Source organism: Brevundimonas sp. 2YAF1, assembly GCF_052114745.1.
Lineage (GTDB): Bacteria > Pseudomonadota > Alphaproteobacteria > Caulobacterales > Caulobacteraceae > Brevundimonas.
This window is the reverse complement of sequence record NZ_JBFRFI010000002.1, coordinates 245,378-257,947: the sequence shown is the minus strand read 5'-3', so window position 1 is coordinate 257,947 and position 12,570 is coordinate 245,378. Positions and strand designations below refer to the sequence as shown.

Sequence of the window (12,570 nt, the reverse complement as noted above, 5' to 3'; positions counted from 1 at the left end):
GGCCGGCCGTCAGGCGCGGCCGCTCTGAGCGGACAAACGGGCGGCGTCGACGCCGAGACCCGCCAGGACACGGCTCCACTTGGTCTGATAGTCGCCGTCGAAGATCAGGTCGGAATCGGCGTCGGCGGTCAGCCAGACGTTCTCGCTGAGCTCTTCCTCCAACTGACCTTCGCCCCAGCCGGCGTAGCCCAGCAGCAGGATCGACTGGCGCGGTCCGTCCTCGGCGTCGGTCATGGCGCTCAGGGCGTCGCGCGTGCCGGTCATGGCCAGGCCGTCGCCGAAGGTCAGGGTGACGTCCTCCTCGCTGGTCCAGTCGTCGGTGTGCAGGACGAAGCCGCGCTCGCGTTCCACCGGCCCGCCGATCAGCACGGAGCGGTCCTTCATGGCGTCGGCGTTCGGCGTGTCCAGCTTATGAAGCACGTCGGACAGGGAGACGCCCGGCGCCGGCTGGTCCAGCCGCAGACCCATGGCGTGCTCGTCGTCGTGGGCGCAGATCAGGATGACGGCGTGGCGGAAACGGTCGTCGTCGATGCCCGGCATGGCTACCAGAAGACGCCCGGTCAGGGAGGAAAAGGCGGTCATTCCTCTATCATCGGGGTCCGGCGGCCCCGACGCAAGGCGCACATGGAACGAAGCCGCCTTGGCGATCCCGGTTAGCCTCTCTATCTGAGCATCTGAACGCCGCCCGGATTCCCCGGGCCTTTCAGCCCCGGAGACCCCGCATGACTATCCAGATCGGCGACCGCATCCCCGACGCGACCCTGACCACCATGACCGCCGACGGCCCCAAGCCGGTCACCACCAGCGAACTGTTCGCGGGCAAGACCGTGGCCCTGTTCGCCGTGCCGGGCGCCTTCACTCCGACCTGCTCGGCCCGCCACCTGCCGGGCTACGCGGACAACCGCGCCGACCTGGCGGCCAAGGGCGTCGACACGGTCGCCTGCCTGTCTGTCAACGACGCCTTCGTCATGGGCGCCTGGGCCAAGGACCATGGCCTCAACGGCGCGGACGACATCGTCATGCTGGCCGACGGCAACGGCGACTTCACCCGCAGCGTCGGCCTGACGCTGGACGCCAAGGGCTTCGGCATGGGCGAGCGTTCGCAGCGCTACTCCATGCTGGTGAAGGACGGCGTGGTCGACCAACTGAACATCGAACAGGGCGGCGAGTTCAAGGTGTCCACGGCCGAACACCTGCTGGCCCAGCTGTGATCCCGGCCGTCATGGGTTGAACCATGACGACCGACGTCTTCACCCCGGAAAAACGCAGCGCGGTCATGCGTCGGGTGAAGGGGCGCGACACCGCGCCCGAACTGAAGGTCCGGCGGATGCTGCGCGCCGCCGGGATCGGCTATCGTCTGGGCGGCTGCGGCCTGCCCGGACGGCCTGATCTGGTGATGAAGGGGCGCAAGCTCGCCGTCTTCGTCCACGGCTGTTTCTGGCACGGCCACGACTGTCCGCGCGGCGCGCGAAAGCCCCAGACCAACGCGGACTACTGGATCGCCAAGATCGACAGAAATCGCGCCCGCGACGCCCGCGTGGAGGCGGAACTGACGGCGGCGGGCTGGCGGGTCGTGACGGTGTGGGAATGCCGTCTGCGCGAGCCCGACTTTGGCGAGGCTCTTCTGGCCGAGATCCGCGGCGAAGCCGTCAACTAGAAGCGGAGGTCAGGCCGCCGCGCTCTCGGGGGCGACAGCGGCTTCTTCCAGGACCTGAGACAGGGCTTGAAGCAGGGCGCCCGGCGTCAGGGGCTTGGACACGAAATAGTTCATCCCGGCGGCGGTGCAGGCGGCGATGTCCTCGGGCGCGGTGTCGGCGGTGACGGCGATGACCGGCGTCGCTGCGTTGATCCCGCCGGCGGCGCGCAGGCGGCGCGTGGTTTCGCGGCCGTCCAGTTCGGGCATCCGCACGTCCATGAAGATGACGTCGAAGGGCGCGCCCTCGCAGGCCTGAAGCGCGGCCATCCCGTCTTCGGCCATGGTGATTTCGCAGTCCAGCGACTGGAGGATCAACTGGATGGCGCGTCGGTTGATGGCGTGGTCGTCCACCACCAGCACCCGCAGCGGGCGTCCGTCGTCCGGCTGGGCGGCCTCTTCGACTTCGGCGGGAGGTTCGACGGCCGCGAGCGGTTCCGGCTCTGCCGCAGCCGGAGGCGAAGCCGCGACTGATCTCGTTCGGGGCAGGGGTTTGGCGACTAGGCCTCGCGCTTGGGGCGTCAGGACGGTTTGAATATCGGCGGCCGAGCCGCGCGGCAGGACCAGGGAAACGGTGAAGACGGAGCCTTCGCCGGGCGCGCTGCGCACTGTCAGCCGTCCGCCCATCAGCTGGATCAGGTCGCGGCTGATCGCCAGCCCCAGGCCCGACCCGCCGTACAGGGCGGCGACGCCGTCCGTCGTCTGGTCGAAGGGCGTGAACAGGCGGGCCAGTTGGGCGGCGCTCATGCCGGGGCCGGTGTCGGCGACGCTGATCAGCAGTACATGGGCGCCGTGTTCGTCCGGCCAGGCCTGAAGGTCGAGCGTGATCGAACCCGCCTCGGTGAATTTCATCGCGTTGGAGATCAGATTGTTCAGCACCTGACGCAGCCGCATGGCGTCGCCGCGCACCATGCGGGGCAGGAGGCGAGCGCCCTCCATCCGCAGGCGCAGACCCTTGGCGCGCGCCGGTCCGGCCCACAGGCGGGCCGTCTGGGACAGCAGCAGCCGCAGATCGAAATCGCGGCTCTCGACATTCATCCGCCCGGCGTCGAGCCGCGCGTGATCCAGAAGATCGTCCAGCATCGCCTTCATCATCAGGCCGGCGTCGGTGATCAGGGCGATCTGTTGACGGGCCAGGGCGGGCTTGGCGGCGATATCGAGTTCGTTGGCGCCCGTCAGGATGGCGCTGATCGGCGTGCGCAGGTCGTGGCCGACAGCCGCCAGGAAGGCGCTGCGGTCCGCCATGGCGGTCTCCGCCTCTTCGCGCCTGCGCTCCGCGTCCAGGCGCGCGCGGCTTTCGGCGAGGCCGACGCGGTAGATGTGCTGGCGCGTGTTCAGGCAGAAGACGGTGTAGGACAGGACGCCGATGGCGACGGCGGTGACGAAATGCGGCGGCGCGCCCCACTGAATCATGAACAGCGGGGTGAGGGCGAGATAGGCCAGTTGCGGCAGCACGGTGCAGGCGAAGACCCGCATGGATCCGGCCGACATGACCACCGAGTTGACCGTTCCGGCCGAAAGGAGGATGGCGGCCGCCACGCCGCCCATCGGGCCCCCGATCAGCCACAGCGGGATCGCCAGAACGCCCAGGAAGCTGGCGTTGAGGATCAGCACTAGGTCGCCGCACAGGCCCCGCCATCCAGCGGGGGCCGTGACCTTGCCCGCCACCACGGGGGCGAAGATCGCCGCTTCGGCGAACTGGATCAGGAAATAGATCGCCAGCCAGGCCGTGCTGAGCCCCCAGCCCAGCACCGGGCTGAACACCAATGCCGTCGCCGCGCCCATGACGAGGCGTTGCAGCATCGACTTGCGTCGCTGGCGAATGGCGGGCGCCCATACGGTCAGGGCGTCGGCGGCGATTTGCGTCATGCGTCCTTCCGAGCAGGCGGGAGTCCGCCTATCGAGACGATGATGGCGCGGTTTGCCCTAATGCTCCGTCAACGGCCCGAACCGACCGCTTCGGAAAGAGCGGCGAAGCCCTCGGCGCGCAGACGCGCGGCGAGGTCCCGTTTGATCCGTCCGATCAGGCCGGGGCCTTCATAGATGAGGGCCGAATAGACCTGGACCGCCGAGGCGCCGGCGCGGATGCGGGCGAAGGCGTCCTCGCCGCTCTCGATGCCGCCCACCGCGATCAGCGGCAGCCGCCCGGCGGCGGCTTCGGCGGCGGCCTGCAGCGCCTTCAGCGCGAAGGGTTTCAGCGGCGCGCCCGACAGGCCGCCGGCCTCGCCCGCGAAGGCGGATCTCAGCGAGGCGGGCCGTTCCAGCGTGGTGTTGGACACGATCAGGGCGTCGATGCCGTGCGCCAGCGACGCCTCGACGATCATGCCGATCTCCTCGCCGATCAGGTCGGGCGCGATCTTCAGGAAGACCGGCGCGCCGTCGGTCGGGCGGGCCTCGTGGATGCGGCCCAGCAGGTCGTCCAGCGCCTCGCGGCCCTGCAGCGCGCGCAGACCCGGCGTATTGGGCGAGGAGATGTTGATGGTGAAATAGTCGGCCAGACCCGCCAGACGACGCAGACCCGCGACATAGTCCGTCGCCTTGTCCTCGGTGTCCTTGTTGGCCCCCAGGTTGGCGCCGATGGCCGTGCGCTTGGGACGATGGGCCAGACGCGCGGCGAAGGGCTCCAGCCCCTCGTTGTTGAAGCCCATCCGGTTGATGACGGCCCGGTCCTCCGCCAGGCGGAACAGGCGCGGCTTGGGATTTCCGGCTTGAGCGCGCGGCGTGACCGAGCCGCATTCCACCGCGCCGAAGCCGAGCCGCGACAGGCCTTCCAGCGCCTCGCCGTTCTTGTCGAGGCCCGCCGCCAAACCGACGGGATTGGGCATGTCCAGACCGGCCACACGGGTGCGCAGGATCGGATCGTCGGCGCCCGGCGTCGGAAGCGGCGTGACCTGAAGGGCGCGGATCGCCAACCGGTGCGCGGTCTCGGGGTCCAGCTGGCGCAGGGCGATGGCGCCGAGGTCGGTCAGGCTCATGGGGTCTCGCTCAGGATCATCTCGCCCGCGTCCGTCACCGACAGGGCGCGCACGCCCCGCGTCGCCGCGACGGGCAGGGGGCCGTAGATGTGGGGGAACAACGCCCCGCCGCGCGACGGTTCCCAGACGAGGGCGTCGCCCAGGGCCGTCAGGTCGACCTCGACCAGCATCAGGTCGTCCTGGCCCGCATAGTGCTTGGCGGCGGTGCCGGCCAACTGGTCGGCGGCGGACAGGTGGATATAGCCGTCAGCATGGTCGACGGGTGAACCGTCATAGCCGCCCTCGGCCAGGGCGGCGCGCCAATCGGCGCGGCTCAGGATCTTGAAGGCCGTGGTCGGCAGGTCGGCGGTCATTTTTCGACGTCGTGCGGGGTCAGCCAACCCTCATAGGAAGGGCGTCCGGCGACATCGACGGCGAAGACGGCCGCCGCCCCGGTGGGGAAGCCGCCGCTCATCTTGTCCAGCACGCTGGGCGAGGCCGCGCTCTCGATCAGATATTCGACAGCCAGCTGATGCACCCCCGGATTGTGCGCCACCAGTAGCAGGCAGCCGGCCTCGTCCTCGGCGGCTTCGACCGCCCGGCGCAGCGTTGCGGTGGAGGCGTTGTAGAGGGAGGGAAGCAGATGCACCTCGACGTCGCCCATGGCTTCGCTGACCGCGTCCCAGGTTTCGTGGGTGCGACGCGCGCTGGACACCAGGGCCGTGTCGGGGCGCAGACCGCGTTCCGCCAGGGCGCGGCCCATGGCCAGGGCGTCGTCGCGGCCATGCTTGGACAGGGGGCGGTCGATGTCGCCGCCGGGGGCGGTCTTCTCGGCCTTGGCGTGGCGCATCAGGATCAGTCGCTGCATGGGGCTCGCCTTAAGGCCGTTTGGGCGCGGCGCCCATAGCGGCGTGGGCGGTTTGGGCCGCATGGGCGGGCGGTCCGTGGTCGCGCGAAGCCGGCGACGGCGTCAGCGACGGCCGCGCGGCCAGCACCGCCTGGGCCAGTCCCTGCGGCCGCACCCGGGCATAGGCCTGACGCGTGGCCTCCAGCATGATCAGGCCCGCCGCGCCGGGGAAGACCCGACTTCCGACCTGCTCGAACCCCTCAGCCATGGGAAGAAGGAGGCGCCACGGCGGGACATAGAGGGCTTGCGACCAGGCGGCGGGCTCCAGCCCGACCTCGCGCACCAGCCGCTCCAGCTGACCGCGCGTAAAGGGCCGTCCATGGCCGAAGGGGGTGGTTTCCGCCCGCGCCCAGAGGCCCCCGCGCGCCGCCGTGGCCAGAATGATCCGTCCGGCGGGGGCCAGGGCCCGCACCGCCTCGGTCAGCAGGGCCAGGGGATCGTCGGCCTCCTCCAGCGCATGGACCAGCAGGATGCGGTCGAAGGCGCCGGCGGCGAAGGGCAGGCGTTTCTCATCCACCAGCAGGGTGCGGTTTCGCCCCGCCGCCGCCCATTGCTCGGCCCCCTGCGCCCCCGGCATGGCGGCGATCACCCGCCGCGCGCCGACGAAGCCGCCCAGCCAGGGCGTGGCGTAGCCCAGGCCCAGAACGTCGCAGCCCGTCGCCTCGCCCCAGGCGTCGTCCAGCCGCCGCGCCAGCATGCGCCGCACCAGCGCGCCGGTCGGCTCGCCGTAGAAGGTGCGAAGATCGTCGATGCTGCGCCGCATGGACGCACTATAGTCCGTTGACCGCCCCCGCTGCTAGGATGCGTCCATGACCCTGACCGTGCGCCAATTTTCCTGTCTGTCGGACAATTACGGCTTCCTGATTCGGGACGAGGCGACCGGTCTGGTCGCCACTGTGGACACGCCCGACGCCGAGGCCATCCTCGCCGATCTGGCGGCCTCGGGCTGGGGCCGGCTGGACCTGATCCTCAACACCCACTGGCACCCCGACCACACGGGCGGCAACGAACGGCTGAAGGCCGAGACCGGCTGCGAGATCGTGGGACCGGAGGAAGTCCGTCGCGCCGCGCCTCTGGACCGCGTCGTGGTCGACGGCGACGTGGTGATGCTGGGCCAGACGGCGTTGGAGGTCATGGTCACGCCCGGCCATACCCTGGACCATGTGGTCTATCGGTCGGTCGAGGATGATCTGGCCTTCGTCGGCGACACCCTGTTCGCCCTCGGCTGCGGCCGGCTGTTCGAAGGGACGCCGGACCAGATGTGGGACAGTCTGAACCGCATCGCGGCCTGGCCCGAATCGACGACCCTCTATTGCGCTCACGAATACACCGCCGCCAACGCCCGCTTCGCCCTCAGCCTGGATGACCGGCCGGAAATGCAGACCCACGCCGAGGCGATCTTCGCCGCCCGCGAACGTGGCCAACCGACCGTGCCGACCCGCGTCGGTCTGGAGCGCCGCTTCAACCCCTTCCTTCGCGCCGCGAACGCCGCCGACTTCGCCGCGCGGCGCGCCGCAAAGGACGGGTTCACGGGGTAGGGCGAGTGTCCGCCAAGGACATCAAGGGGATGGGCGGCTAGGCGATGAAGCCTTGGCGTCCAAGCGCGCCAGCGCGGCTGAGCCGGATAGGGCGCAGACTGTACCAAATGATGAAACCGACTATCGCCGCCATGCCAACGGCCGAAGGAAGGACCTGGCTCAGTGGCTGCCACTCGGCCAGAAGGTTGCCAGAGGCAGCCGAGAGCATGGCGAAGTAGAAGCCGATCATCTTGACGCCGTGATCCAGCGGCCGAACCCGGCGATACCAAACCCCGACCCACAGCGGGCGGCTGAGATCATAGGCGGTCATCGTGAGCAGGTAGCCGATGGCCGAGTAACCGATGGCCGGGGTCCACGAGGCATCGCCTTGGCCCATCTGGAACGCCACGAGCAAGGCCAATCCCACGCCCAGCATCGAAAGCAGCGTGTCCGGCAGGCGCGGCCCGCGACGGGTAAGCGACAGGCTGCGCAGGCCGCTTAAATATTGATAGCCGGCCGTGAGGGTCGCGGCGACCAGCGGGGCGGGCGGCTGGAACAGGATCACCGCCAGCACCGCGCAGGACAGAACCACCAGCCCCAGCCCTGCGGTCGCTCGCCCAGACCAGCGATGCAGCGGGCCGCCTTTGCGGCTGAACAGCGGTATAAGGCCAATGAGCAGGGCCAGGGCCCCGGTCGCGACATGGGTTAGTATGTTCAACGTGTGCGCATCGATCATACGCAGAACATGCATATCCGAAAGCGACTTTGGCAAGCGGGTTAGGATGACCAAGGTGTTCGCCGCACTAGCGGGCGTGTGGAGGGCCTGGAAGCGGACCCTCCCGGCGTCCGCAACCGACCGCGCAGGCGGCGGCCTCAGTCCTGCGGGATCACTGCACGGATGACGCGGGCCGAGGAGGGGCGGCCGGCGATGCCGCGTTTGGGGTCGACGACGACACGCAGGTCGCCCTGGGCGTAGCTGACCGAGGCGCGCGAGCCTTCGACGATGGTGATGCTGCGCAGCCGTTCCAGGAAGGGGCGGGCGCTGGGCGAGCGGGCGATGCGGACCACGGCGTCGGTGGTGACGATCAGGGCCTCGATGCACAGGGCCTCGGATTCCTCGCCGAAGACGTTGATACGGACCAGCCGGCCCATGGCTTCGCTGACCACGCCGCTTCGGCGGGTCATCAGATTGAACATCTGCACCGGGCCGAGGGTGGGGGGCTCCAGGCTGGCGGCGGGACCGGACAGGGACACGGGCGAACCGCCCGGACTGCGGCTCGTATAGACGGTGACGCCGCCGCTGGCCGTGACGCGCAGCACCTGTTCCCCGGCGTCGTTGCGATAGATGGTGTCGCCGCGCGGGGCCGAAGACGGGCGCAGGGCCCAGGTCTCGCTCGACCGTTCAAAGCGCAGCAGGGTCAGGGAGCCCGCACGGTCCAGCATGAAGCTCTGACCGGCTTCGGAAACATAGCGTCCCGGCGGAGGCAGGGTGCGGGTCACCGACTGGTCGCGGATCACCCGACTCTGTTCGACCTGGACGTTGGAGCGGGTCTGAGCCTCGGCCGCGCCGGCGGCGCCCGCCGTCAGGCAGGCGGCCAGCACCAGCAGGCAGGCGGCGTCCAGGCGCAGACCCGCGACCGTCGTGGCGCGCGGCGCCGCGACGGCGAAGCACGACGGATTCTCCGCCTCGACCTCGACCGTTCCCATCATGAGGAAAGTGGTGGAACGCCCGAACGGCGGATTTTGGGCGAAGCAGGCTTAGCCAACCAGGTACTGGCCGCCGTTCAGCGACAGGGTGCAGCCTGTGACATATCCGGCACGCTCGCCGGTCAGCCACGACACCATGTCGGCGATTTCCTCGCCTTTTCCGAGTCTTCCAACGGGGATCTGGGAGATGATGGCGTCCAGCACCTTTTGATCCATGGCTCCGACCATTTCGGTGTCGATATAGCCCGGCGCGATGCAGTTCACGGTCACGCCCTTGCGCGCGTTTTCCAGCGCCAGCGCCTTGGTGAAGCCGATCATCCCGGCCTTGGCGGCGGAATAGTTGGTCTGGCCGATCTGGCCCTTCTGCCCGTTGATCGAGGAGATGTTGACGATCCGGCCGAAGCCCCGGTCGCGCATGCCGTTGATCACCTGACGCGTCATGTTGAAGACGCTGTCCATGTTGACGCGGATCACGTCGGACCACTGGTCCGCGCTCATCTTGTGGAAGAAGCCGTCGCGGGTGATGCCGGCGTTGTTCACCAAGATGTCGATGGGACCCAGTTCGGTCTCGACCTCCTTCACGGCGCGCTCGCAATCCGCGAACGAGCCGACATTGCCCTTGATCACCATGACGCCCAGTTCGCGCGCCGTGGCGGCCGCCGCTTCGTCATTGCCGGAATAGCCCGCGGCGACGGCCATGCCGTCTTCCCTCAGCCGCTGGACGATCGCCTTGCCTATGCCCCGGGTTCCCCCGGTCACCAGAGCCACTCGCGCCATGATCCGCTCCCCTGTGCTGACGACGCCCGCTTGGACGTCAGCCTACCCTCTGGAACAAGCCTTAGCTTGGCAAGGCTTGCGCGAGAAGACGCCGTCAGGCGGCTTGACCCATCTGGGCCATGTCGATGACGAAGCGATAACGGACGTCGGACTTCTCCATCCGCGCATAGGCCTCGTTGATCTGATGCGGGGCTATGGTTTCGATGTCGCAGACGATGCCGTGCTGGGCGCAGAAATCGAGCATCTCCTGGGTCTCGCGGATGCCGCCGATCAGGCTGCCGGCGACGCTGCGGCGACGCCACAACAGCGGCAGGGCGAAGATCGGCAGACCCTCGGTGGTCAGGCCCAGCATGACCATGGTCCCGTCGCGGGCCAAAAGGCCCACGTGGCGGGCGATCTCGTGGGTGGCGGACACCGTGTTGATGATCAGGTCGAACGTCTCGCCCGCCGCCTTCATCGCCGCCTTGTCGGAATTGATCAGGAAGTGCCTGGCTCCCATCCGTTCGGCGTCGGCCTTCTTGCGATCCGAGGTCGACAGGACGGTGACCTCGGCCCCCATGGCGACGGCCAGCTTCACGGCCATGTGACCCAGACCGCCCAGGCCGACGACCGCCACCTTGGACCCCGGCCCAACCTTCCAGTGACGCAAGGGGCTGTAGGTGGTGATCCCGGCGCACAGCAGGGGCGCGGCCGCATCCAGCGGCAGGCTGTCGGGAATGGACAGGATATAGGCCTGATCCACCGTGATGTGGTCGGAATAGCCGCCCTGGGTCATGGTCTGGCCGACCGCCGCCCCCTTGGGGTCCGGCGAGCCATAGGTGCCGGTCAGGCCGGGGACGCAGTATTGCTCCTCGCCCGACTGGCACGAGGAACAGGTGCGGCAACTGTCGACCATGCAGCCGACGCCGACCCGGTCGCCTTCCTTGAAGCGGACGACATTGGCGCCGACCGCCGTGATCACGCCCGCGATCTCGTGGCCCGGCACGATGGGATAGACGGTCCCGCCCATGTCGTTCTGAACCGCATGCAGGTCGGAATGGCAGACGCCGCAGTATTTGATCTCGATCGCCACATCGTCCGGCCCCGGATCGCGCCGGTCAAAGCTATAGGGGGCCAGCGGCTGGTCAGCAGCGGTGGCGGCGAAGGCGCGGGTCTTGATGGCCATGAGGCTCAGTCCTTGAGTTTGGCGATCAGCGCCTGGGCCGCCGCGGGGTTCCGCACCTTCGCCCCCGAGATGAAGTAGGCGAAGACATCGCCGCGCCTGGCCCATTCGCGGGTCTGGACCGCCACGGCGTCCAGTTCGGCCGAGGTCATGCCAGTCGGCTCGTCCTCGCGGCTGGACATCAGACGGGCGTAGGTAAAGTCGGCGGTGGCCTCGTCGATCTGCGGCCAGGTCGGGGATTCGTCATCGACGGCATAGACGATGGCCGCGCCGTACTGGCGGGCCAGGTCATAGAATTCCTGACAGGCGAAGGTCGGGTTGCGGACCTCCAGGGCATGGCGCAGACGCACGCCGTCCTTCTCCTGGGGCAGCAGCTTCAGGAAGCCCTCGAAGTCCTCGGCGTCGAACTTCTTGGTGCCCATGAACTGCCAGTTGATCGGTCCCAGCTTGTCGCCCAGCAGGGTCAGTCCCTGCGACAGGAAGCGGTCGAAGCTCTCGCCGCCCTCGGACAGGACCTTGCGGTTGGTGCAGAACCGGCTGGCCTTGACCGCAAAGACGAAGCCGTCCGGCGTCTCGTCGCGCCACTTCATCCAGCTGTCGGGCTTGAAGGTGGAATAGTAGGTCCCGTTGATCTCGATCGAGGTCAGCGCCCGGCTGGCGAACTCCAGCTCGCGCTTCTGCGTCAGCCCCTCGGGATAGAAGACTCCGCGCCACGGCTCGAAGGTCCAGCCGCCGACGCCTATCCTGATCGCACCCGTCATGATGTCCTCCTGCTCCGGCCTTGATCGCAGGAATTTCGAGCCTTCGCTACGGGAAGCGGACCTGGGGGACCTTCGTCGCGTCGACCCGACAAGAACGCGGCCCCGCCTGACGTCAGGCGGGGCCGTTCTCCGATCAACCCTGGCGACAGACGCCTATTGCCTGATCACCTTGTAGGTCGTGGTCGTGCCGTCTTTCAGGCTTTCATACTTGATCGTCATCGCCCCGTCCGCCGGCGGCGTCAGGGTCGTTATCGAAGTCGCCTCGCCGTTGATGTGTTCGGCTTCTTCGATGCTCCCGTCCGCCAGTTGGCGTACGGTCGCTGTGGCCCCCGCCAGGTCGCCGATGATCGGAACCGCCGGGCCGCCGAGGCGAGCTTCATAGCGGTAGCCGGTCCCCGACGTGAAGCTGAAGACGCCGTCCGCCAGATGCACGGTCGCGGTGAGGCTGGCCTCCGAGGCGCTGGACACGGCTTCGCTCTTCCACGACCCCGAAATCGCGTGGGCGCCCGTCGCGCCGGCGGCGATCCGGCTCATCGTGCCTTCGCCGGAACCGGTCGTGCCGTCGGGCGCGCTGGTGTCCGTCCAGGTCGTGATCAGCGTAGCGCCGTCGGCCGAGACCTGGCTCCGGAACGTGGCCACTGGCCGCCCGCGCAGCTTCTGGGCCTCCTCCACCGTCTGGCCGTCCACGATCCGCATCGAAGTCTCGTCCCAATACGAGAAGCCCTCGACCTTGTGCATCTTGCCGTCGGCCGGGATCGAATAGACGGGCACGCAAGAGCTGCAGGTATAGACCCCGTCCTTGAGCGACTGGACGTAGGGCTTGTCCGGCAGTTGGGCCGATGCGAGGTCGACCTTCCACACGCCGTCGAAGGCACTCTGGGCGAAGGCTGGCGTGGTCAGGGTGAGCAGGCCGGCCAACGCGAACGGGAGAACCAGTTTCATCATGGATTTCCTCCGGAAGACATCGACGCGCGTCACGCTCGCCGTGTAAAGCCAAGGTTACACGAACAATGTTCGTCGACATAACGCTTTCCAATCGTAGCCAGGATTGGGCCCATTCCCTCAGCCGCAGAAGCCCGACATTAGTCAGCG

The 12,570-nt window shown here is 68.4% G+C and carries 15 protein-coding genes; 3 read left to right on the top strand and 12 right to left on the bottom strand.

Annotated elements, in window-relative coordinates; genetic code table 11:
• Positions 1-9: 9 nt before the first annotated feature.
• The gene (locus AB4Y68_RS03870) at positions 10-582 is read right to left on the bottom strand and encodes a YqgE/AlgH family protein (protein WP_441454196.1); all 573 of its coding nucleotides are present in this window, start codon (positions 580-582) and stop codon (positions 10-12) included.
• A 140-nt stretch (positions 583-722) separates the two neighbouring features.
• Here AB4Y68_RS03870 and AB4Y68_RS03865 point away from each other — a divergent pair, with 140 nt between their 5' ends.
• Positions 723-1,211 carry a peroxiredoxin gene (locus tag AB4Y68_RS03865; protein ID WP_441454195.1) on the top strand — a complete coding sequence of 163 codons (489 nt, stop codon included), beginning with the start codon at positions 723-725 and terminating at the stop codon, positions 1,209-1,211.
• A 23-nt stretch (positions 1,212-1,234) separates the two neighbouring features.
• Positions 1,235-1,657, top strand: a complete 423-nt coding sequence (locus AB4Y68_RS03860) for a very short patch repair endonuclease (protein ID WP_441454194.1) — start codon at positions 1,235-1,237, stop codon at positions 1,655-1,657.
• A 9-nt stretch (positions 1,658-1,666) separates the two neighbouring features.
• On the opposite strand, the gene AB4Y68_RS03855 is transcribed toward AB4Y68_RS03860, so the two are convergent.
• From AB4Y68_RS03855 to AB4Y68_RS03835, 5 genes are all read right to left on the bottom strand, one after another.
• On the bottom strand, positions 1,667-3,562 hold the full coding sequence (locus tag AB4Y68_RS03855; RefSeq protein WP_441454193.1) for an ATP-binding protein: 1,896 nt from the start codon (positions 3,560-3,562) through the stop codon (positions 1,667-1,669).
• 68 nt (positions 3,563-3,630) lie between these two features.
• The gene (locus AB4Y68_RS03850) at positions 3,631-4,668 is read right to left on the bottom strand and encodes a quinone-dependent dihydroorotate dehydrogenase (protein ID WP_441454192.1); all 1,038 of its coding nucleotides are present in this window, start codon (positions 4,666-4,668) and stop codon (positions 3,631-3,633) included.
• On the bottom strand, positions 4,665-5,021 hold the full coding sequence (locus AB4Y68_RS03845; RefSeq protein ID WP_441454191.1) for a DUF952 domain-containing protein: 357 nt from the start codon (positions 5,019-5,021) through the stop codon (positions 4,665-4,667). Before AB4Y68_RS03845 ends, AB4Y68_RS03850 begins: the two co-directional genes overlap by 4 nt.
• On the bottom strand, positions 5,018-5,515 hold the full coding sequence (locus AB4Y68_RS03840; protein WP_441454190.1) for a SixA phosphatase family protein: 498 nt from the start codon (positions 5,513-5,515) through the stop codon (positions 5,018-5,020). Before AB4Y68_RS03840 ends, AB4Y68_RS03845 begins: the two co-directional genes overlap by 4 nt.
• A gap of 10 nt (positions 5,516-5,525) precedes the next feature.
• Entirely contained in the window at positions 5,526-6,317 is a 792-nt protein-coding gene (locus tag AB4Y68_RS03835; RefSeq protein WP_441454189.1) for a class I SAM-dependent methyltransferase, read from the bottom strand.
• Between the two features lie 46 nt (positions 6,318-6,363).
• On the opposite strand from AB4Y68_RS03835, the gene gloB reads away from it, so the two are divergent.
• The gene (gene gloB / locus AB4Y68_RS03830) at positions 6,364-7,092 is read left to right on the top strand and encodes a hydroxyacylglutathione hydrolase (RefSeq protein WP_441454188.1); all 729 of its coding nucleotides are present in this window, start codon (positions 6,364-6,366) and stop codon (positions 7,090-7,092) included.
• 37 nt (positions 7,093-7,129) lie between these two features.
• On the opposite strand, the gene AB4Y68_RS03825 is transcribed toward gloB, so the two are convergent.
• From AB4Y68_RS03825 to AB4Y68_RS03800, 6 genes are all read right to left on the bottom strand, one after another.
• Complete coding sequence (locus AB4Y68_RS03825; protein ID WP_441454187.1) at positions 7,130-7,807, bottom strand: hypothetical protein; 678 nt, start codon at positions 7,805-7,807, stop codon at positions 7,130-7,132.
• Between the two features lie 137 nt (positions 7,808-7,944).
• On the bottom strand, positions 7,945-8,781 hold the full coding sequence (locus AB4Y68_RS03820) for a DUF4908 domain-containing protein (protein WP_441454186.1): 837 nt from the start codon (positions 8,779-8,781) through the stop codon (positions 7,945-7,947).
• Between the two features lie 48 nt (positions 8,782-8,829).
• Positions 8,830-9,555, bottom strand: a complete 726-nt coding sequence (gene phbB / locus AB4Y68_RS03815) for an acetoacetyl-CoA reductase (protein ID WP_441454185.1) — start codon at positions 9,553-9,555, stop codon at positions 8,830-8,832.
• 94 nt (positions 9,556-9,649) lie between these two features.
• Positions 9,650-10,720, bottom strand: a complete 1,071-nt coding sequence (locus AB4Y68_RS03810; RefSeq protein ID WP_441454184.1) for an NAD(P)-dependent alcohol dehydrogenase — start codon at positions 10,718-10,720, stop codon at positions 9,650-9,652.
• Positions 10,721-10,725: 5 nt separating this feature from the next.
• Positions 10,726-11,478 (bottom strand): DUF72 domain-containing protein, encoded by a 753-nt coding sequence (locus AB4Y68_RS03805; RefSeq protein ID WP_441454183.1) that lies wholly within the window; start codon positions 11,476-11,478, stop codon positions 10,726-10,728.
• A 153-nt stretch (positions 11,479-11,631) separates the two neighbouring features.
• The gene (locus tag AB4Y68_RS03800; RefSeq protein WP_441454182.1) at positions 11,632-12,420 is read right to left on the bottom strand and encodes a hypothetical protein; all 789 of its coding nucleotides are present in this window, start codon (positions 12,418-12,420) and stop codon (positions 11,632-11,634) included.
• Positions 12,421-12,570 lie beyond the last annotated feature (150 nt).

Bases quoted from the DNA above. Each gene is read 5' to 3' on its own strand.
- AB4Y68_RS03855 (WP_441454193.1), bottom strand. From the start codon at position 3,562: ATGACGCAAATCGCCGCCGACGCCCTGACCGTATGGGCGCCCGCCATT.
- AB4Y68_RS03835 (WP_441454189.1), bottom strand. From the start codon at position 6,317: ATGCGGCGCAGCATCGACGATCTTCGCACCTTCTACGGCGAGCCGACC.
- AB4Y68_RS03820 (WP_441454186.1), bottom strand. From the start codon at position 8,781: ATGATGGGAACGGTCGAGGTCGAGGCGGAGAATCCGTCGTGCTTCGCC.
- AB4Y68_RS03860 (WP_441454194.1), top strand. From the start codon at position 1,235: ATGACGACCGACGTCTTCACCCCGGAAAAACGCAGCGCGGTCATGCGT.
- AB4Y68_RS03800 (WP_441454182.1), bottom strand. From the start codon at position 12,420: ATGAAACTGGTTCTCCCGTTCGCGTTGGCCGGCCTGCTCACCCTGACC.
- AB4Y68_RS03850 (WP_441454192.1), bottom strand. From the start codon at position 4,668: ATGAGCCTGACCGACCTCGGCGCCATCGCCCTGCGCCAGCTGGACCCC.
- AB4Y68_RS03865 (WP_441454195.1), top strand. From the start codon at position 723: ATGACTATCCAGATCGGCGACCGCATCCCCGACGCGACCCTGACCACC.
- gloB (WP_441454188.1), top strand. From the start codon at position 6,364: ATGACCCTGACCGTGCGCCAATTTTCCTGTCTGTCGGACAATTACGGC.
- phbB (WP_441454185.1), bottom strand. From the start codon at position 9,555: ATGGCGCGAGTGGCTCTGGTGACCGGGGGAACCCGGGGCATAGGCAAG.
- AB4Y68_RS03870 (WP_441454196.1), bottom strand. From the start codon at position 582: ATGACCGCCTTTTCCTCCCTGACCGGGCGTCTTCTGGTAGCCATGCCG.
- AB4Y68_RS03840 (WP_441454190.1), bottom strand. From the start codon at position 5,515: ATGCAGCGACTGATCCTGATGCGCCACGCCAAGGCCGAGAAGACCGCC.
- AB4Y68_RS03805 (WP_441454183.1), bottom strand. From the start codon at position 11,478: ATGACGGGTGCGATCAGGATAGGCGTCGGCGGCTGGACCTTCGAGCCG.
- AB4Y68_RS03845 (WP_441454191.1), bottom strand. From the start codon at position 5,021: ATGACCGCCGACCTGCCGACCACGGCCTTCAAGATCCTGAGCCGCGCC.
- AB4Y68_RS03825 (WP_441454187.1), bottom strand. From the start codon at position 7,807: ATGATCGATGCGCACACGTTGAACATACTAACCCATGTCGCGACCGGG.
- AB4Y68_RS03810 (WP_441454184.1), bottom strand. From the start codon at position 10,720: ATGGCCATCAAGACCCGCGCCTTCGCCGCCACCGCTGCTGACCAGCCG.